The organism is Paraburkholderia caffeinilytica (assembly GCF_051027425.1).
GTDB lineage: Bacteria > Pseudomonadota > Gammaproteobacteria > Burkholderiales > Burkholderiaceae > Paraburkholderia > Paraburkholderia caffeinilytica_A.
This window is the reverse complement of record NZ_CP186553.1, coordinates 2,666,752-2,686,416: the sequence shown is the minus strand read 5'-3', so window position 1 is coordinate 2,686,416 and position 19,665 is coordinate 2,666,752. Positions and strand designations below refer to the sequence as shown.

At 61.3% G+C, this 19,665-nt stretch carries 18 protein-coding genes; 7 read left to right on the top strand and 11 right to left on the bottom strand.

The genetic code is table 11. The features are described 5' to 3' along the window. The 3 genes from hpaE to ACOSV0_RS32360 all read right to left on the bottom strand — a co-directional run bounded on the left by hpaE (position 1) and on the right by ACOSV0_RS32360 (position 3,089). Positions 1 to 1,458 carry a 5-carboxymethyl-2-hydroxymuconate semialdehyde dehydrogenase gene (gene hpaE, locus ACOSV0_RS32370; protein WP_434111567.1) on the bottom strand — a complete coding sequence of 486 codons (1,458 nt, stop codon included), beginning with the start codon at positions 1,456 to 1,458 and terminating at the stop codon, positions 1 to 3. Between the two features lie 102 nt (positions 1,459 to 1,560). After that, positions 1,561 to 2,319, bottom strand: coding sequence for a fumarylacetoacetate hydrolase family protein (locus tag ACOSV0_RS32365; RefSeq protein WP_434111565.1), 759 nt, complete (start codon positions 2,317 to 2,319; stop codon positions 1,561 to 1,563). Next, positions 2,316 to 3,089 (bottom strand): fumarylacetoacetate hydrolase family protein, encoded by a 774-nt coding sequence (locus ACOSV0_RS32360; protein WP_434111563.1) that lies wholly within the window; start codon positions 3,087 to 3,089, stop codon positions 2,316 to 2,318. The genes ACOSV0_RS32365 and ACOSV0_RS32360 overlap by 4 nt, the downstream gene beginning before the upstream one ends. Positions 3,090 to 3,260: 171 nt before the next feature. On the opposite strand from ACOSV0_RS32360, the gene hpaR reads away from it, so the two are divergent. Next, on the top strand, positions 3,261 to 3,668 hold the full coding sequence (gene hpaR / locus ACOSV0_RS32355) for a homoprotocatechuate degradation operon regulator HpaR (RefSeq protein ID WP_434115943.1): 408 nt from the start codon (positions 3,261 to 3,263) through the stop codon (positions 3,666 to 3,668). Between the two features lie 63 nt (positions 3,669 to 3,731). Here hpaR and ACOSV0_RS32350 read toward each other — a convergent pair whose 3' ends face one another. From ACOSV0_RS32350 to ACOSV0_RS32340, 3 genes are all read right to left on the bottom strand, one after another. Next, the gene (locus tag ACOSV0_RS32350; RefSeq protein ID WP_434111561.1) at positions 3,732 to 4,868 is read right to left on the bottom strand and encodes a DSD1 family PLP-dependent enzyme; all 1,137 of its coding nucleotides are present in this window, start codon (positions 4,866 to 4,868) and stop codon (positions 3,732 to 3,734) included. Further along, positions 4,865 to 5,551, bottom strand: coding sequence for an HAD family hydrolase (locus ACOSV0_RS32345; RefSeq protein ID WP_434111559.1), 687 nt, complete (start codon positions 5,549 to 5,551; stop codon positions 4,865 to 4,867). The genes ACOSV0_RS32350 and ACOSV0_RS32345 overlap by 4 nt, the downstream gene beginning before the upstream one ends. A 129-nt stretch (positions 5,552 to 5,680) precedes the next feature. Next, complete coding sequence (locus ACOSV0_RS32340; protein WP_434111557.1) at positions 5,681 to 6,586, bottom strand: LysR family transcriptional regulator; 906 nt, start codon at positions 6,584 to 6,586, stop codon at positions 5,681 to 5,683. 343 nt (positions 6,587 to 6,929) lie between these two features. On the opposite strand from ACOSV0_RS32340, the gene ACOSV0_RS32335 reads away from it, so the two are divergent. Continuing rightward, positions 6,930 to 8,069 carry a hypothetical protein gene (locus tag ACOSV0_RS32335; protein ID WP_434111555.1) on the top strand — a complete coding sequence of 380 codons (1,140 nt, stop codon included), beginning with the start codon at positions 6,930 to 6,932 and terminating at the stop codon, positions 8,067 to 8,069. A 182-nt stretch (positions 8,070 to 8,251) separates the two neighbouring features. Continuing rightward, complete coding sequence (locus tag ACOSV0_RS32330; protein WP_434111553.1) at positions 8,252 to 9,775, top strand: CoA-acylating methylmalonate-semialdehyde dehydrogenase; 1,524 nt, start codon at positions 8,252 to 8,254, stop codon at positions 9,773 to 9,775. A 149-nt stretch (positions 9,776 to 9,924) separates the two neighbouring features. On the opposite strand, the gene ACOSV0_RS32325 is transcribed toward ACOSV0_RS32330, so the two are convergent. The 5 genes from ACOSV0_RS32325 to ACOSV0_RS32305 all read right to left on the bottom strand — a co-directional run bounded on the left by ACOSV0_RS32325 (position 9,925) and on the right by ACOSV0_RS32305 (position 15,172). Beyond that, positions 9,925 to 11,265: an MFS transporter gene (locus tag ACOSV0_RS32325; RefSeq protein ID WP_434111551.1), complete on the bottom strand. Its 1,341-nt coding sequence runs from the start codon at positions 11,263 to 11,265 to the stop codon at positions 9,925 to 9,927. A gap of 52 nt (positions 11,266 to 11,317) precedes the next feature. Continuing rightward, positions 11,318 to 11,881: an isochorismatase family protein gene (locus tag ACOSV0_RS32320; protein ID WP_434111549.1), complete on the bottom strand. Its 564-nt coding sequence runs from the start codon at positions 11,879 to 11,881 to the stop codon at positions 11,318 to 11,320. A 16-nt stretch (positions 11,882 to 11,897) separates the two neighbouring features. After that, positions 11,898 to 12,362 (bottom strand): MarR family winged helix-turn-helix transcriptional regulator, encoded by a 465-nt coding sequence (locus ACOSV0_RS32315; RefSeq protein ID WP_434111547.1) that lies wholly within the window; start codon positions 12,360 to 12,362, stop codon positions 11,898 to 11,900. Positions 12,363 to 12,513: 151 nt separating this feature from the next. Beyond that, on the bottom strand, positions 12,514 to 13,656 hold the full coding sequence (locus tag ACOSV0_RS32310; protein ID WP_434111545.1) for a porin: 1,143 nt from the start codon (positions 13,654 to 13,656) through the stop codon (positions 12,514 to 12,516). 607 nt (positions 13,657 to 14,263) lie between these two features. After that, positions 14,264 to 15,172: a LysR substrate-binding domain-containing protein gene (locus ACOSV0_RS32305; protein ID WP_434111543.1), complete on the bottom strand. Its 909-nt coding sequence runs from the start codon at positions 15,170 to 15,172 to the stop codon at positions 14,264 to 14,266. Positions 15,173 to 15,293: 121 nt separating this feature from the next. Between ACOSV0_RS32305 and ACOSV0_RS32300 the strand changes: the two genes are divergently transcribed. From ACOSV0_RS32300 to ACOSV0_RS32285, 4 genes are all read left to right on the top strand, one after another. Then, the gene (locus tag ACOSV0_RS32300; RefSeq protein ID WP_434111541.1) at positions 15,294 to 16,181 is read left to right on the top strand and encodes a HalD/BesD family halogenase; all 888 of its coding nucleotides are present in this window, start codon (positions 15,294 to 15,296) and stop codon (positions 16,179 to 16,181) included. Positions 16,182 to 16,221: 40 nt separating this feature from the next. After that, a complete protein-coding gene (locus tag ACOSV0_RS32295) occupies positions 16,222 to 17,448 on the top strand; it encodes a M24 family metallopeptidase (protein WP_434111539.1) in 1,227 nt (408 codons plus the stop codon). 94 nt (positions 17,449 to 17,542) lie between these two features. Next, complete coding sequence (locus tag ACOSV0_RS32290; RefSeq protein ID WP_434111538.1) at positions 17,543 to 18,580, top strand: ABC transporter substrate-binding protein; 1,038 nt, start codon at positions 17,543 to 17,545, stop codon at positions 18,578 to 18,580. Between the two features lie 104 nt (positions 18,581 to 18,684). Beyond that, positions 18,685 to 19,653 (top strand): ABC transporter permease, encoded by a 969-nt coding sequence (locus ACOSV0_RS32285; RefSeq protein ID WP_434111536.1) that lies wholly within the window; start codon positions 18,685 to 18,687, stop codon positions 19,651 to 19,653. The last annotated feature ends 12 nt before the right edge of the window (positions 19,654 to 19,665 follow it).

The window sequence follows — 19,665 nt, the reverse complement described above, 5'->3', positions numbered from 1 at the left end:
TCAGACGCCCCAACGCGGAATATGATGCGAGCCGAGCGACACGCACACGTTCTTCGGTTCGAGGAACACTTCGTAGCTCCACGTGCCGCCTTCGCGGCCCACGCCCGATGCCTTCGTACCGCCGAACGGCTGGCGCAGGTCGCGCACGTTCTGGCTGTTCACGAAACACATGCCGGCTTCCACGACCGCGGCGACGCGAAGCGCGCGGCCGGTGCTCTCCGTCCAGATGTAGCTGGAGAGACCGTATGAGATGTCATTGGCGAGTTTGATCGCGTCGGCTTCGTCGTCGAACGGAATCAGGCAGGCAACCGGACCGAAGATCTCTTCCTGCGCAATCCGCATGCGGTTGTCGACGTCGACGAATACCGTCGGCTGAACGAAGTTACCTTTGCGCATGGCTTCGGGCAAGTCGGGTACATCGAGTCCGCCGCATGCAAGCGTGGCGCCTTCTTTCGGACCGAGTTCGATATAGCTGCGTACTTTCGCCAGGTGCCCCTGGCTGATCATCGGGCCGACGATCGTGCTGTCGGCCAACGGATCGCCCACCGTCAAACGCTTCGCGCGTTCGACGAAACGCTCGGCAAAGCGCGCGTAAATCGAGCGTTGCACCAGGATGCGCGAGCCCGCCGTGCAGCGTTCACCGTTGTTCGAGAAGATCATGAACACGGCGGCGTCGAGCGCACGTTCGAAATCGGCGTCGTCGAAAATCACGAATGGGGACTTGCCGCCCAGCTCCATCGAAAATTTCTTCAGGCCGGCGGTCTGCACGATGCGATTGCCGGTTGCCGTCGATCCCGTGAACGACACCGCGTGCACGTCCGGGTGTGCCACCAGCGGTTCGCCGGCGTCTTTGCCGAAACCGTGCACGACGTTCAGCACGCCGGCCGGAATGCCTGCTTCCAGTGCGAGATTGCCGAGCATCGAGGCGGTTAGCGGCGACAGTTCGCTCATCTTCAGCACGGCGGTATTGCCGAACGCGAGACACGGTGCGACTTTCCACGTTGCCGTCATGAACGGCACGTTCCACGGCGAGATCAGCGCGCAGACGCCGACCGGATGAAACAGCGTGTAGTTCAGATGCGTATCGGTGGGATACGTATGGCCGTCGACACGCGTGCACATCTCCGCGAAATAGCTGAAGTTGTCGGCGGCGCGCGGCACGAGTTGCTTGCGCGTTTGCGAGATCGTCTGACCGGTGTCCTTCGTCTCGGTCTCCGAGATTTCGGGCACGTTCTTCGCGATCAGCTCGCCGAGCTTGCGGACGATTTTTGCGCGTTCTGCCGCGGGTTTTCCTGCCCATGCCGGAAACGCCTCTTTGGCCGCGCGCACGGCGGCGTCGACTTCTTCCGCCCCGCCGCGGGCGACTTCGGCGAGCACGTCTTGCGTCGCCGGATTGACCGTCTCGAAGTAGTCTTTCGCGGCGCTCGATTTGCCGTTGATCAGATGTTCGATTCGCATTGTCTTGTCCTTTCTCGTTAGCTGTCGACCAGAGTTGGCGCTTTAGCGCCTTACCCGGGTCCCATGCAAAGCATTTACTCCGGCCCCGTGCAAAGCAGTCGATCAGGCGCGGCCGAAGTCCGCGTCGGATGCAATCGTATTGACGAGACGGCCAAGGCCGTCGATTTCGCAGACCACTTCGTCGCCCGCGTTGACGTTGACGATGCCTTCCGGCGTGCCGGTCAGGATCACGTCGCCGTGTGCGAGGGTCATGAAGCCGCTCAGGTATTCGATCAACGCGGGGATATCGGTGACGAGGTCGCGGGTGTTGCCGTGTTGCTGCTGCGTGCCGTTCACGAACGTGCGCAATTCGAGTTGCGTGACGTCTTCGACGTCGGCTGCATCGACGAACCAGGGGCCGAGCACCGTACCGCCGTCGCGATTCTTCACGCGCAGGTTGGGGCGGTAATAGTTTTCCAGGTAGTCGCGGATCGCGTAGTCGTTGGCGATCATGTAGCCGGCCACATGCTGCATGGCGTTTTCGCGCTTGACGTTCTGCGCGGTTTGACCGATTACGACTGCCAGTTCGCACTCGTAGTGCATGAAGGTGACGTCGGCGGGACGGCGTGTGAAACCACGGTGACCGATAACCGCACCCGGGCCCTTGAGAAAAACCAACGGCTCTTCCTGCTTGTTGAACTGCAATTCCTTCGCGTGCTCGGCGTAGTTCAAGCCGAGCGCGAAGATCGTGCCGACTTCGATCGGTGCGAGCCAGACCACCTCATCCTCGCGACGCACCCGGCCGTCGGCGAGGCGCACGCCGCCGGCATCCGGATAAGCCTCGTGAATCGCTCCTGCATACGCAACCCGGCCGCGCATCATCGCTGTTCTCCATCGTGTTCTTCCGCGCCGGCAAACGACACCTCGAGCGGCGGCAAATTGCCGATCGATAGCGTGGCCGTGTCGCCGATATGCGCAACCGGCGAACCATGAGGCACGCCAAGCGTAATGACGTCACCGGCGCTGAGCGTCATGAAATCGGTCACGTCCGCAATCAATTGAGCAACCTTGCGTACCGAAGATGCCGTACTCGCACTGAAAACCTCACGTCCGGGCAGCGACACCCTGATAGTCAGATTGTCAGGCGCAGCCACATGGCGCGCGGCAACTACCGCCGGACCGATCACACAAAACCCGTCGCGTGCCCGAAACCGTACTGAAGGCCGATACACGCTCGCGTGCGGCACGCTCAGATCGGCGACCAGCGTGTAACCGGCGATGTAGTCCAGCGCCTGAGCCACGCTCACGCGTGTTGCAGTGCGGCCAATCACGATGCCCAGCGAAGCGCCAACCTCCACGCCCAATGCGTCGTCAGGCACGGCAACCCGTGCGCGATGGCCGGCGAGCGTGTTGCGCGGCTTCAGATAGAGAACCGGCGCTTTGGGCGGTGCTTTATAAGGAGCCGCATGCACCGCGTCGCCTAATGCTTCCAGCGCGGCGCGGTCGTTCAGCAAGGTTCCATAAACCGCGCCGGAGACGGGTGCGCGGCAGGCCACGCCGCGTGCGAGCAGCGCGGCAACGGTGTGCGCATCCGTATCGCGAGGCAGCGCGTCGCCTTCGGGGTGCAGCAGGTGATCGGCAAGTGCAAACATAAATTAGCTGCCTCTTGGAGAAAACACTAACATGTTAGTATTGTTGCGCTTGATATCATCCACGGTCAATAGCCTGTCGGCTGATCGCGGGTTTTCCCTTAAGCTTCGACGGCTGCTTTTAACTTATCCACCATGTCCGCTTCTACCCGAGTTTTGCACCGCAACCTGCCGATGCTGTTGCTGCGCGCCAGAGAAAAAATGATGGAGCGTTTCCGGCCGTTGATTACCGCGCACGGGCTGACCGAACAGCAATGGCGCGTGATTCGCGCGCTCAATGAGCACGGCCCGATGGAGCCGCGCCACATTTCCGATATCTGTACGATCTCGAGCCCGAGCATGGCGGGTGTGCTCGCCCGCATGGAGAGTATGGAACTGGTGACGAAGGAGCGTTTCGCGGAGGACCAGCGCCGCGTGCTGGTGTCGCTCACCGAGACGAGCGTGGATCTGGTGCGCGTGATCTCGAAGGATCTCGAGGCACACTATCGCGAGCTGGAGCGTAAAGTGGGGCCGGAAATCGTCGAACGCGTGTATCGCGCGGTCGACGATCTGCTTGCCGGCCTTGAAGAAGAGGAGGAGTGAAGTAACGCGCTATTTGACAGGCCCACGCGATGAGCGGGTCTCGCGCAGGCCCCGGCCGTTCTCTTACCAGCCTTGAAAACGCCTCCACTCGACGCTCTCGCCATTCGCTGAAACGGCGTGATATTCGGGGAACTGGGCGCCGGTCGCGCAGGCATGATTGGGCAGGATGCGCAGTTTCATGCCGATCGGAAAGCGCTGTGCGATGTCACCGGCATGCGCGTCTTCTTCCGACGACGACAGAATCCCATGCTCCTGATTGGCGCCACTCACCACATAACCGCCGAGCGGTGTTCCGTTCAGCAGACAGGGCTGACCGTAGCCGAAATCGTGTGCCTGCTTCGAGGTGCCGCGATCGCGGCTCATCGCCATCCAGCCCGCGTCGAGAATCGCCCAGCCTTTATCCGCCTGATGGCCGATCACGGTGGCGAGCACGCTGAGCGCGATATCTTCAAGCGCGCACACGCCGACATTGTGCATGACCAGATCGAAGAAAACGTAGACACCGGCTCGCACCTCGGTCACGCCGTCCAGCCGCCCGGCGGCGAGCGCTGTGGGCGTCGATCCGACGCTGACGGCCGGGCACGGAATACCGGCGTCGCGCAGCCGTTGCGCGGCGCGCACGCAGCCCGCGCGTTCCTGTTCCGCCAGCGCGGCGAGCGCCTCCGGCGTATGAAGCTCGTAGCTGGAACCTGCGTGGGTCATCACGCCGCCCACCTTGACGCCGTTCTCATGCAGGATCCGGCCGACTTCGAGCAGCGTGTCCTGCTCCGGCGTAATACCCGAGCGATGGCCGTCCGTGTCCACCTCGATCCACACATCGAAGGATTCGCCGTGCTGGTCCGAAAATGCGGCGATGGCTGCGGCAGCGGTCGGATTGTCGACCACCAGCTTCAGATCGCAACCCTGGCGGCGCAACGCCAGCGCGCGCGGCAGCTTTGAAGGGGCGATGCTGACCGCGTAGAGGATATCGCTGACGCCCGCCGCAAAGAAAGCCTCCGCCTCTTTCAGGGTCGAAACCGTGATGCCGCGTGCACCGGCGGCAATCTGCGCGCGAACCACGTCGAGGCATTTGGTGGTCTTGACGTGCGGACGGAATGCAACGCCCAGCGCGTTCATACGGCCCTGCATTCGCGCGATGTTCTTCTGCATCCGGGGGATGTCGATCAGCGCGGCAGGAGTGTCGATGTGGTCGAGTTTCATGTGTTCACCGGAGAATGGAGTGGCGTAAGGATCTGGCCGAAGCGGCTAAGCCATGGGATTAGCGAGTCGAGCGTCGGCGCCGCGATCTCGGGCGGCTGTGCTCCGGCCACCAGCGGCAGACCCACGCGGTTGTGCCAATAGGTCCGCAAGCCGACCGCGGCCGTGCCGAACATGTCGTAGCTGGAACCCGCCACGAACGCGGCCTCGTGGGCGTCTACGCCAAGTTTGCCGAGCGCGAGCCGGTAAGGCAACGGGTCCGGCTTATACATACCCGCTTCTTCCGCGGTGACGATAGCGTCCCAGTGGATTGGAAAAATGTTGGCGGCCTGCGTGCCGAGGCGGATGGAGCAGTTGGTGACGATCGCCAGTTTGCAATGCGGGCGGAGTGCCTGCAATGCGTCGAGGGCGCCACGCCAGGGAGCAAGCTTCAGCCAGTCGGTTTCGAGCGCGGTTGCCGCGGATTCCGGCAGTCCAACTTCGGCGGCGGCCTCGCGCACCAATTGTTCATACGCAATGTATTGGCCGCAACCGTACGTCAGGCGCAAATAAGCCGCACGCCATGCACGGCCGGCCTGGTCGGAGCCTGCGGCGTGATTCCATGACGTCCACGAGTCGAGCAGGGCAGTCAGGAGATCGAAGAGGACTGCCTTGGGGTAGGCGCCCGGAGTCGAAACGGAAGTCATGATCTGGACCGGTGAGAGACGGTGAATCAATTATAAAGTTTCGCCGGTCACGCGGAGTTCAGCTGTAGTAACTCTTAAATTCAGTTTTATTGAACATGGTATTTTCAGTGTGACTTGCCACGTTTGCGCTTATCTTCTCCACGGCGGCAACGGCCTGAATCTGCCCTGCAAATACTGCATGAAATGCCGCGTGCGCGCCGGCAGTCCCACGCGCTGATGCGTGAGCGCGATCACGTTGGCGTCCGGCGCCTTCCAGCCTTGCAGCAAGCGTACGAGTTTTCCCCTCGCGATGTCGTCGGCCACGTCCCATTCCGAGCGCAGGATCACGCCGCGGCCTTCGCAAGCCCATTGGCGGATCACGTCGCCGTCGTTGCAGCTCAAACGCGGAGAAACGCGCACGCTGTGACGCGTGCGGCCTTTGCCGAACTGCCATAGCGAGACATCTTCGTTGTTCTCGCGCAGCACGATGCACGGCAGTCTGCTCAATTCTTCCGGCGACTCAGGCTGGCCAAACCGCTTGAGCAGCGCCGGCGCGGCGCAGACGAAGCGCGCATTCGGTGCAATTGCGTAGCCGACCAGATTCGATACCGGCAACTCGCCGATATGCACGACGATATCGAAGCGATCCATCGTCTCGGTCAGCGGCTGGTCGGATAGCGTGAGCGCCACGTCGATATCCGGGTTCTGCTGCTGGAAATCGGCGATGGCGGGCGCCAGGTGGCGCCGGCCGAATCCCAGCGGCGCATTGATTTTCAGCGTGCCGACCAGACCGCCCCGGCGCGTCTGCAGATCGTCGAAGAGCGAGTCGAACTGCTGGACCAACTCGGCGCCGCGTTCGCACAGGAGCGCACCTTCTTCCGTGAACCGCAAACGGCGCGCCGTGCGATTCACCAATTGCGTGCCCAGTTTCTTTTCCAGTTGCTGAAGACGCTGGGTCACCGCCGAGGGCGACAACCCCAGTTTCCGCGCCGCGGCGATCAGGCTGCCACTTTCGCGGATGGTCAGCAGAAACCGGATATCGGCTGAGTCGTTCATGGCAGCAGGTTTCGAGTTCGGGAGTCTGGCAGCTTAAAGCGTTTAGGTGCGCTGTTCCAGTGCGGCGAGGCATCGGCAATGCCGTGAGCGCTGTAAGTGCTGTAAGTGGCGGCCGGTATATTCAGGCGGGATGAACGAGCTAAAGGCGGCCGGACGTCGCGCGTACCAACGAACGCGAGGCGGCGTTACAAGAAGTCATTGCAAGGTAAACTCATACTTCTGTAACGGAGGCGACAGCTTGACCCGCTAAAGTGTGTGCTTGGGCGTGCACTTGAGCCGGAAGGGACAGGCAGCGCCGCCCCGTCCATCGATTCGTTGTCGCTTCCATTTGAAGAGAAGTCCAATGCCTTTGTCACATGGGCCGTCGAGCAGTCCGTCCAGCGCCGCTGACGGATTGACCAGCAAGTCGAATGATCCGGCGTCTCTGCCAGCCGAAGATTCACAGGAAAGCCCCCTGAAACAGGGCATATTTCTGCACACGGGCTGGCGCAGCGCGGGAACGTGGATCTGGTCGCGTCTGCGCGCACTCGATTCCGTGACCGGATTCTATGAACCGTTCAGCAACGTGCTTGCCAATCTGAGCCTCGCCGACGTTTCCGCGTCACGTCCTACACTGACCTCCGGACATCCGCCGCTCGCCGCGCCGTATTTCGAAGAATACAGACCGTTCCTGCAAGAGGGCGCACGCGGCGTAGCCGGATACAGGAAACGCTTCGGCACCGATCGATTCTCCGATACACCGGACGCGGAATTCCCCGCATTGCAAGCCTATCTGGCCAACCTGTGCGAGCGTACCGCCGGGCACGGCAGCGTGCCCGTCTTCAAGTTTTGCCGTTCATCGGGCCGGCTGCCGTGGCTCAAGCGCGCATTCCCGCAAGCCATGCACGCCGCCGTGCTGCGAAATCCTGCTTCGCAATTTGCCTCGGGGTGGCTGCTCAACCAGCAATGGAGCAATCCGTTCTTTGTGGCCGCACCGTTTCGCGTGCTGGGGCTGAACCAGTCGGAGCCCGTGGTCCGGCAGGCCATTGAAATCTGCGGTGTGAGCTTGCCGCCTGCCGTGCCGGCTTCGGATGACGCCTACGCCATGGCCTGCGAGCAATATGCGCGCACGGTGGCAGGCGACAACGCGTATCGGGCGTTCGTCGCGTTGTGGATTCTTTGTGCGTTGCGGATGGCGGACGGCGTCGATCTGATGATCGACGTCGATCGCCTGGGGCAGTCGCCCGACTACGCGGCCGGATTGCGCGCCGAATTCCAGGCGCAGAGCGGTTTGTCGCCCGACTTCGGCAATGCACGCGATCTGGTCGAGGAAACGCGTCGCAGCGCGGCGCGCATGACGGGGATCGACGGCCGCTCGATGCGGACGGTCCATTCCGCGGCGTTGAAATTCCTCAAAGCGCAGAGCGGTGTGGACGCCGGTTTGAGCGAATTCGTCCGCGAAAAGATGGTGCTGGCCAACGAACTGACCGAACAGTGGCGCTGATGTCCGAGCGAAGCATCGACCGTGGACGCAACCGGGTTTTCGAGTAGCATCGGCACATCGGCCAATACAGTTGTCGCGTGAAAAACAATACAGTGAGGCGCGGTTTTATTGTGCTGTATCGGGAATATGGCCGGTACCGTCGATACAGTTCTAGCGGCCTATCCCGAACTCGAGGTAACGAAATGAATGCAGTGAACGAACAAGCGAAGCTGTCGGTGCAGCAGTTGGGCCATTACATCGACGGCGCGCCGGTTGCGTCGACCAGCGGCCGCGTCAAGGACGTGTTCAATCCCGCTACCGGTCAGGTGACCGGCTCGGTCGCTTTGGCTTCGGTCGAGGAAGTGGACGCCGCGGTTAAAGCCGCCAAGGCCGCCTTTCCCGCCTGGAGCGAAACCGCGCCGATCAAGCGCGCACGCATTCTGTTCAAGTTCAAGGAACTGCTGAACAGGCATCACGACGAACTCGCCATGCTGATCACGCGCGAACACGGCAAGGTGTTCACGGACGCGCAAGGCGAAGTGGTGCGCGGTATCGAAGTCGTCGAGTTCGCTTGCGGCATTCCGAATCTGCTGAAGACCGATTTCACCGACCAGATCGGCGGCGGCATCGACAACTGGAATCTGCGTCAGGCGCTGGGCGTGGTGGCAGGGATCACGCCGTTCAATTTCCCGGTGATGGTGCCGATGTGGATGTTCCCGGTTGCGCTCGCCTGCGGCAACACGTTCGTGCTGAAGCCGTCGGAACGCGATCCGTCGGCCTCGTTGCGCATTGCCGAACTGCTGAAGGAAGCCGGTTTGCCCGATGGCGTGTTCAACGTCGTGAACGGCGACAAGGTGGCCGTGGATGCACTGATCGAACACCCGGATGTTGCGGCGCTCTCGTTTGTCGGTTCCACGCCGATCGCCGAATACATCTACACGGAAGCGTCGAAGCGCGGCAAGCGCGTGCAGGCGCTCGGCGGCGCGAAGAATCATCTGGTGGTGATGCCGGATGCCGATCTGGACCAGGCTGTCGACGCATTGATCGGCGCTGCGTACGGTTCGGCAGGCGAGCGTTGCATGGCGATCTCGGTCGCGGTGGCGGTCGGCAATGTCGCCGATGAACTGATCGCGCGTCTCGTGCCGCGCGTGAAGTCGCTGGTGATCAAGAACGGCGAGAACCTGGACGCCGAAATGGGTCCGTTGGTTACCGCGGAACATAAGGCCAAGGTGGCCGGCTATATCGACTCGGGCGTGGCGGAAGGCGCGAAACTGATCGTCGACGGCCGTGCACATCCGGTCGTGAACGAAGACGGTTTCTTCATCGGCGGTACGCTGTTCGACCAGGTCGGTACGGAGATGAAGATCTACAAGGAAGAAATCTTCGGCCCGGTGCTGGCGGTGGTCCGCGTGCCCGATTTCGCGAGCGCGGTCGAGTTGATCAATGCGCACGAGTTCGGTAACGGTGTGTCGCTCTTCACGTCGGATGGCGGTGTGGCGCGTGCGTTCGGCCGGCAGATTCAGGTGGGCATGGTCGGCATCAATGTACCGATCCCGGTGCCGATGGCATGGCATTCGTTCGGTGGCTGGAAGCGTTCGCTGTTCGGCGATCACCATGCATATGGCGAAGAGGGCGTGCGCTTCTATACGCGCTACAAGAGCATCATGCAGCGCTGGCCGGACAGCATCGCGAAGGGCGCTGAATTCACGATGCCTGTTGCGAAGTAACCGACAGAACAGTATTGCCGTAATAAAAAACCGCGCCTGATTTCAGGCGCGGTTTTTTTATGTGTCGTCGAATTCGCATCAGATGGTGGTGCGGGTTGCGATCACGCATTTGTTCGGATACACCGCCACCGCTTATCGCGCCACGGTCCTTAAACGCCAGTGGACGAATCCTCTTCCGCTTCGCTCAACACGGCATTCTGCACCGCGGTTGCCGGGCTGACGTAAAGCGGCGCCTGACGCGGGCTGTCGACGCTGTAGCGCAACCAGCCTCCCTCGACATACACGCGCAACTGACGATACTTCACCAGATAGATCAAACCGACGATCGCCGCCGCGAAACCCGATGCAGCGCCGACGCCGAGCGCCCAACGCGGGCCGAAACGATCCGCCACCCAGCCCACTACCGGCGCGCCGAGCGGCGTGCCACCCAGCGCGATGGCCAGCAGGATCGCGATGACCCGGCCTCGCATGGCAGGCTCGGTGGAAAGTTGCACGAGGCTGTTTGTCGAAGTGGAGAACGTCTGTGTCGATATGCCGATGACGACGAGCGCCAGCCCGAACAACACATAGTTCGGCATCAGCGCGGCCACCGTGCAGCCCACGCCGAAAATCGCCGCTGCGCCGAGCAGCAGAGCCATGCGAGGTTTCGCTCTGCGCGCGGCAAGCAGCGCGCCGGTAACGGAGCCGATCGCCATGGTCGAGCTCAACACACCGTATTGACTTGCGCCCGCGTGAAACGCGGTGACCGACATGGTCGAGATGAAGATCGGGAAGTTCAGCCCGAAGGTGCCGATCAGAAACAGCATGAGCAGCGCGGCCTTCAGATCAGGACGCGCCCACACATATTTGAAGCCTTCTACAAAGCTGCCGCGCGTGCGTGTCGCGCGGGGTTTCAGATTCAGTTCATTGAGGCGCAGCGTACGCAGCGAACCGAGCACGGCGACGAAAGAGAGCGCGTTGATCAGAAACACCCAGCCGGTACCCACCGAGGCGATCAGGAGCCCCGCGACGGCGGGTCCGATCATGCGCGCCGCGTTGAACGAGGTGGAGTTCAGCGCGACAGCGTTCGACAGATCGGCTTCTCCCACCAGATCGGAGACGAAGGTCTGACGCGCCGGTGAATCGAACGCGGTGACGCAGCCGAGCAAACCCGCAAACACATAGACCTGCCATAGCTGCACAAGGCCGGTAACGGTGAGAAGCCCGAGGCACAGCGCCAGGGTGCCCATTGCCGCCTGAGTCGCGAACAGCATCTTGCGGCGGTCGAAATGATCGGCCGCGTAGCCGGTTAGGGGCAGCAGGAGCATTTGCGGCCCGAACTGCAGCGACATCACGATGCCCACCGAGGTTGCATTGTGATGCGTGAGTTCCGTGAGCACGAGCCAGTCCTGCGCCGTGCGCTGCATCCACGTGCCGATGTTGGAGACGATCGCGCCGCTGGCCCAGACCCGGTAATTGAACGTGCGCAGCGAACGGAATGTGCCACTCATCGGGACATCCCCGTGTGGACGATCTGCGCCGCGCAGCAGTTCAAGCAAGGGCTCATGCGCGCGACTTCTCGAGCAGATCGAGGACGTCTTGCGTCGTGCCGGTTTCGCCGAGGCGCGAGAAGATTCGCGTGATGCTGTTGGCGTGCGCGTCGGGGTTCATGTCCGTCATTGCGTCGATCGCGAACGTGATGTTGAAACCGAGTTCCTGCGCGAACCGCGCGGTGGACTCGACACCGATGCTGGTGGCCACGCCGGCGAGCACCACCTGCGTGACGCCTTGCTGGCGCAGATATGCTTCGAGGTCCGTGTTCGTGAACGCACCCCAGGTGCGCTTGGTCACCAGATGATCCGACGGCTGCTGATTCAGTTCAGGAACGAGGTCTGCAAAGCCGGCGGGGAAGTTTCCGGTAGGGCGTGACTGTTCCGCGCGTCCCGGCGCGCCGCCTGCAACATTGACCAGCACCACCGGCAGACCATGACGGCGAAATGCCTCGGCCAAACTGGCGGAGCGCTTGACGATCTCGCCGGTGGGGTGGGCGGTGGGCAGCGCGACGATGCCTTGCTGCAAATCGATGACGACCAATGCGGTCTTTGCGTCGAGCGTGGTGAGAGCCATGATGTTTTCCTTAGCGTTACGAATCGATGAGGCGTTTGAGCAAGTCGACGCCAATCGCGAGTTGTTTCTGTTCAGCGGCGGAGAAGCGGGTTTGCATGGTGCGGAATAGCCAGTCTTCGCGTGCCGCGCGGCTTGCCTTGATCTTCTTGCGGAAGGTGGGCGTGAGGGAGAGTACGGTTTGCCGCCCGTCGTTCGGATCTGGTGCGCCGCTCACGAGCCCGGCAGCTTTCAGAACCGAAAGCGTCTCGCCCATGGATTGCGGACGCATGCCGTGAAGGCGCGCGAGCGTAGTGACCGTGGCCGGACCTTCGCGTTCCAGCAGGATGAGAACCTGCACCTGCGAGGGCGTGAAATCGCCCACATGCGATTCTTCGCGCAACCGGCGGCGCAATTTGCCGACGAGTACGCGCAAGTCTTCCGCCGTTGCGTGGAGGGCGTCGGAATCGGAGGGGCGGGTGGGCTGAGTGTCGTTGCTGGACATACCGGCATATGTGAAGGTTACCTTCGTAGGTTACCTTCGCATATGCCGGGAGTCAAGTTGGCTGAGTTGGCAGCGGACTGCGAGGCGAGCCGCGCAGTCCGGGTAGAGCTTGAGTGATCGGGTTGAAGCGAGGCGCGCGGCGACGCGCCTTTTAGAACTTATGGCGAAGTGCCACGCGCGCCACGACCTGATTTTGCGTCGATGAGGGAGACTGGGTGCCGGGGATGAAGGCATCGTCGAGAATCGAGTTGGTCGAACTGCCGGCGACCTTCTGATACTCGCCCTGAATGTAGACGTCCGTGCGTTTGGACAGGTTGTAGTCCGCCATCAGGCCGACCGAGTGGATCTTGGGTTTCACGCTGCCTGTCGAGGCATCGTAGGTCTCCATCGTGTAGACATACTGCGCCCCGACGAAGAATGCGGGTGTGATCTGGTATTTGCCGTTCACTTCGAAGTTCTGGTATTTCAGCGTATTCAGCAGGACGCCGGTCGCGGCGAGCGGGATGCCGATATAGCCGTTTCCGGTGGGGTCTTTGTAATTGGAGTTGGTATACGCGAAGCCGACGGTCGCTGAGCCGAACGTGTAGTTGATACCGCCGCCGAACACGCGCATGCGTCCGGCGATGAAGCTTGCATCGTTCGCGGTGATTGCACCGTTCGAACCCACGCCGGGATTATTCGCTTGCAAATAGGCCGCTGCGACCAGCAGACCGCCGTTTGCGTATTGAGCACCGAAGCTGTACTGACGATTGTTGGCGAAATTCGTATCGTTGCTGAAGCTGTACGTGCCACCGAACTGGAACCCTGAGATATCCGGGCTGGCGTATTTGATGGTGTTATCGACGCGGAACGAGTTATCGGTATTGTCGTTATCGTAGGGGTGCGCAAACAGATAGCCGGCCCAATTGCCGTTGGCGGTGGTTTGCGCGAGATAGTCGACCACCGAGTCATATTGACGGCCTAGCGTAACGGTACCGAAACGATCGCTGCTCAGCCCCACATAGGCTTGCCTGCCGAACATGCGACCGCCCTGATTGAGCTTGCCGGAATTCAGATCGAAGCCATTTTCGAGTTGAAAGATTGCTTTAAGACCACCGCCGAGATCTTCCGAGCCTTTCATGCCCCAGCGGCTGCCTTGAGCGTAGCCGCTGGCGAGTTCCACGACGCTACCGTGCCCGACATTATTGGTGTAGTCGATTCCCTCATCGATGACCCCATAGAGCGTCACGCTGCTCTGTGCAAAAGCGGGGGACGCGGCGCCTAGCAGCGCGAGGACGATGACTTTCTTGTTCATAAGATCTCCGGAATGTAATGGGCAGGTGGCCGACGCATGATTTTCCGGCCAATACTTTTTGCAAAGCGAGGAATTCTGATGGCATCAATCGGAAACACCGATGGAGCAGGCGCAGGAGACGTGACAACCGCATTCCAGAAAATTTGCTATCCGAATGATTCACTTGAAGATCGAAAAAACAATGGCGAGACAAACCCGACCAAACCAACGCAAGGCGAAGCAAGGCAACCCGGCTCAACGCGAGGCGAGGCGCGACCAGACGAAACCGGACGAAGTGAGAAGAGTGGACGAGACAGATGGTTTTCGAAGTACGCTTCGGCGCGCGGAGCGCCGCCGGAAGCATGACGGCCTTGTCACCATGGCGGAGTGCGCGAGGGCACGGATTCCAGATGCACCACTACCGCGACTGCGCGGGGGCCCCGCTTAAGAGCTAGCGGTGTGAGCCGCTTTCTTTGCTTATCTTTCTTTGCGGCGGCAAAGAAAGTAAGTGCCGCCCCGCACAGGGGCAAACGCTAATAAACCAATAACAATTCAAGGAAAGGCCAAAAACCCAAATCAAGAACCCCCAAAAACCACAAAAAAAACCCAACCCCAAGCGAAGCTAAAACTAAACAGCAACAACAACATTCCTCCTTTCCTCCACCATCTCCTCAATCAAAGCAGCAAGCACATCCACAGCAGGATCCCGATTAACAGAAGCCCGATGCAACTCCAGATCCGCCGGAGGCAAAACCGGCAACCCATCCCGAACCCCCAGCACCCGCCAGTTATCAGGCAACGTACACCGATCAATAATAGTGACAGCCGCCCCATGATTAACGGCAACCTTAATCCCAGTAGGACTCTGACTGGTATAAACCACCTGATACTGCCGCTCAAGCGCGGCAAGCGCCTCAAGCCCCCGTTGCCGATAACAGCAAGTCTCAGGAAACAAAGCCAGCGGCACAGGAGCACCAGGCTCCAGAACAAAATCCCGATGCGCCGCCCACACCACTTCCTCGCGCCCGAGATGCCGCCCACTGGTCTGCGACCCATGCCGCACCACTAAGGCCAGATCCAGTTCCCCAGCCTGCAACCGCTCCAGCAACTCCAGCGACATCCGGCAATGAATGTGCGGCCGCGCGCCCGGCCTCAGCGCATAAAACTTCTTGAGCAACTCGGGCAGCCACAACTCCGCATAGTCCTCAGGCAGCCCAAACCGGATCACGCCGTCACTATGACTCCGGTTCAATGCGGCAATCGCCTCGTTCTGCACCTGAATAATCCGCCGGGCGTGAATCAGGAAATTCTCGCCATCGCGCGACAAAGCCAGCCGCCGGCTGTTACGCAGAAACATATGCGTTTCCAGGCGTTCCTCCAGCGTGCGGATCCGCAGGCTGATGGTCGACTGTGTGCGGTGCAGCAGTTTGGCCGCCGCGGTAAACCCGCCGCTGTCGACCACGGTAACGAATGCCCGCACCAGTTCGGGGTCCAGAGAACTCAGTTTCGACCAATCGGGTCCGCTGATGGAAGCCATCGGAATTACTCGCTTTCCAAAGAAATTTGGCGATCAAAACATGGGGGCGTCAGTGAGGTGATTGTTGTCGAAAACAATTCGCGTCACAAATCAGTCCGAACCCCTAATCTGGAGTCCCGCCGTGGCAGTCAGTCTTCCTCTTGCCGATGCCGAATGCAACGATCTGAGCGACATCGTCGATACCGGGCGCTATCCCTTGCACGATCCGGACCATCCCCGTATGCGCGAGCTGATTGCGAGCTGCCGCGCCCACCTGGCGGGCAACGGGAGCGCCGTACTGCACGGCTTCCTGCGGCCCGAGGCGCTCTCGCAGGCGCGGGCCGAAGGCGTGGCGCTGGCGGCCAAGACCTACTTTTCAACTCGTAAGGTCAACGCTTACTTCACGGCGGACGACCCGTCGCTGCCCGCCGACGATCCGCGCCGCGTCTTCATGGACCGCACCAGCGGCTTCGTCACCCGCGATGTCATTCCCGCCGACGCGATCGTGCACCGCATCTATGTGGCCCAGGCGATGAAACGCTTCGTGGCCGCCTGTCTCGGCGAGGCGCGTGTCTGGGAATACGCGGACCCCTATGCCGGACTGGTCCAAAACGTCATGCCGCCAGGCACCGAACAGCCGTGGCATTACGACACCAACGAATTCATCGTCTCGATGATGACGCAACAGCCGGAAGCGGGCGGCGATTTCGAGTATTGCCCGAATATCCGTTCGCCCCAAGGCGAGAACTATGGCGGCGTGGGCAGCGTGGTGCGTGGCGAGACGCGCGCGCCGGTCAACGTGATCACGTTGCAGCCCGGCGATCTGCAACTGTTCAAAGGACGCTTTTCGCTGCACCGCGTCACGCAGGTGCGGGGTGGAATCGACCGGCATACGGCGATCTTCGCGTACTCGCAGAAGCCCGGCGTGATCGGCCGGCTCGAACGCACGCGCCAACTGTATGGACGCGTGTCCGAAATGCATCTGGAAGCCGAGCAGCGCCTCGTGCGCGCCGACAACCTGGTCGATTGAAGTTGTTTTTCTAAAACCATCCCACGTCCCCTTCAAAAACATGACGATTATTCGCCCGACTCACCGTCCGGAAGATTGCGAACCGACCGCGGAAGAAATCGCGCAGATCCAGCGTGACCGGCTTGCCGCCGTGCGCCGCGAACTGAAGAAACGCGATCTGACCGCCGCGATCCTGTTCGATCCCACGCATATGCGCTATGCGACCGGCTCGCGCAACATGCAGGTCTATTCGATGCGCAATCCGGCGCGCTATCTGTTCGTGCCGGCCGAAGGCAAGGTCGTGCTGTTCGAATACGCGGGCTGTGATTTTCTCGCCGACGGACTCGATACCGTCGACGAAGTGCGGCCCGCTACCGCGATTTCCTACTACTTCTGCGACGACATGCTGGGCCGCGTCACCGAACGCTGGGCCGATGAAATCGACGAACTGGTCAAACAGAGCGGCGGCGGCAAGCGCATCGCCATCGAGAGCGCGACGTCGGCGGCGGCCTTTGCATTGCAGGCGCGCGGCTATCAGATCAGCGACGCACAGGAACCGCTCGAACGGGCGCGCTCGATCAAGGTGCCCAACGAGATCAAGATGATCCGCTCATCGTTGCGTGCCGCCGAAGAGGGCGTGCGGAAGCTGGAAGCGGCCCTTGTGCCCGGCATCAGCGAAAACGAACTCTGGTCGCATCTGCACAAGCACATCATCGAAACGGACGGCGACTACGTGGAGACACGGCTGATCAGCTCGGGGCCGCGCACCAATCCGTGGTTTCAGGAGAGCAGTCCGCGCAAGATCCAGGCCGGCGAGCTGGTCGGGCTCGATACGGACGTTGTGGGGCGTTTCGGCTATTACGCGGACTTCTCGCGCACGTTCCTGTGCGGCGATGCTCCCGCCACGACAGCACAGAAAACGCTCTACAAACTCGCCTACGAACAGGTCCATTCGAACATGGAGAACGTGCGCGCAGGCACGACCTTCCAGGAGTTCATCGCGAAGGCCTGGAAGATTCCCGGCCCGTACCAGGCGCGCCGCTATTTCGCGCTCGCGCACGGCGTCGGCATGACTGGCGAGTATCCGTACATCGTCCATCGCGAGGACAACGACGCAAAGGGCTATGACGGTGTAATCGAGCCTGGCATGACGCTGTGCATCGAAAGCTATATCGGTCATGAAGACGGCGGTGAAGGTGTCAAGCTCGAAGAGCAGGTGTATGTGCGCGACGACGGCCGCGTGGAACTGCTGTCCGACTATCCGTTCGAGAAGCGTCTGCTCGCCTGAGCACATGGCGTGTCCTCACCGGCATGTGAGGCAGAGGTTCAGCCCCTCGTGCATGCCGGCTCAATGCAATTCAACGCTCCAAGGGTGATCGACAATGCAATTCAGACAACTTCGGGCGGTGTTGTGCGCCGCCGCCATGGCTTTGACCGGTGTTAGCGCGCACGCAGCGGATAGCTGGTGCGCGCAGGGCAAGACAGTGCATTTCGCGGGCATTACGTGGGAAAGCGGCTCTTTCGCGACCGAGGTGTTGCGGCAGATTCTGGAGAAGGGCTACGGCTGCAAGACGGATGTCGTGCCAGGCAGTACGGCGGCGACTGAAACCGCGCTCGCGCACAACGACGTGCAGGTGTGGGCCGAACAATGGACCGGACGCAGCGAGATCACCGCGAAAGCCGTGGCCTCGGGCAGCGTCAAACTGGTCGGCGACACCTTGCCCGGCGGCACGAAGGAAGGCTGGTTCGTACCCGAATACGTGGTGAAGGGCGATCCCAAACGTGGTATCAAGCCAGTCGCCGCAGGCCTCGTTTCGGTGACCGACCTGCCAAAGTACAAGAGCGTATTCGCCGACGACGAGGAACCGGACAAGGGCCGCTTTCTCAACTGCCCGACGGGTTGGGATTGCGAACGGGTCAACACACGTTTGCTGAAGGTGCTGAATCTCGATGCGAGCTACACCAACTTCCACCCAGGCACCGGCGCCGCGCTCGATGCCGCTATCGCTTCCGCGTACCAGCGCGGCGCGCCGATTGTGTTCTATTACTGGGGCCCGGCTGCGCTGATGGCGAAGTACAGATTTGTCGAACTGAAAATGCCCGCCTATAACGACGCGTGCTGGAAGACCTTGCGTGATGAAAGCAGTACTTCGCAATGCGCCTCCTCGTACATGGTCTCGCATGTCACGGTAGGCGTGTCCACTCCGTTCTACGATGCCGACCCGCAACTCGTGTCGATGCTCGGCAAGGTCAAGTTTCCGATGGACTTCCTCAACAGCACGATCCTCGAAATGAGCACGAAGAAACTCGACGGCTCGGCCATGGCCACGCAATTCCTGCGCGAGCATCCGGAAATGTGGAAGCAATGGGTGCCTGCCGACGTTGCGTCGAAGGTGCAGGCCGGACTTGCTGGCGCCTGACAGGCGGCAACGTCAGGCAGATTTCGACGGCACGAGGTCCTGCGGCTTCGTGCCGGACAGCAGGTTCGTGCAGCCTGCTGCCCACCTGCAGGGGAGGTTTGATCATGCATTCGTTTTTTCTGCATCTTTCGATTGCCGACTGGGTGAACGACGCCGTGCAATCGTTCGTGACCCGCTACGGCGACAGCTTTCACCAGTTCAGCATTGCGCTCTTGCGTTACGTGCTCGTCCCGCTCGAAGGCGCACTGCGTGCCTTACCGCCGTGGCTGATCCTGCTGGCGGTCGGTGTGGTGACGTGGAATGCGACGCGGCGCCTGAGCATTGCCGGCTTCTTCATGCTGCTGCTCTACGCGATCGGTTGCTTTGGCCTGTGGGAAAAGCTGATGCAGACCCTCGCGTTGATGCTGGTGGCAACGGTGCTGTCGGTTTCGCTAGGCGTGCCGCTCGGCATCCTGACCTCGCGCAGCGCATGGCTGCGGCGGGTCCTGTTGCCGACGCTCGACGTCATGCAAACGCTGCCCAGCTTCGTCTATCTGATTCCGGTGCTGATGCTGTTCGGCCTCGGCAAGGTGCCGGCGATTTTCGCCACGATCATCTATGCACTGCCGCCGCTGATTCGCCTGACCGATCTCGGCATTCGTCACGTGGACAGCGAGGTGGTCGAGGCGGCGCGCGCATTCGGCACGACGCGCTGGCAGCTGCTGATCAACGTGCAGATGCCGCTGGCCCGGCCCAGCATCATGGCCGGCATCAACCAGACGACGATGATGGCGCTTTCGATGGTGGTGATCGCCTCGATGATCGGTTCCCGCGGCCTCGGCGAGGATGTACTCGCCGGCATTCAGACACTCGATGTCGGCAAGGGGATGCAGGCGGGTATTGCCATCGTGATTCTCGCCATCGTGATCGACCGTATCAGCCAGGGCTATGGGCAGGACCGCCGTGCGCGACGGGTATTAGCGCAGCGCAGAAAGGCCCGGGCGGCTTCGCGCATTCCTTATCGTGTGAGCAGCACGAATACGGACGAAACATCGGCGGCTGAAGGCGGGCTCGAAACCCGCACGGCCAAATGACGGGAAAAAGCA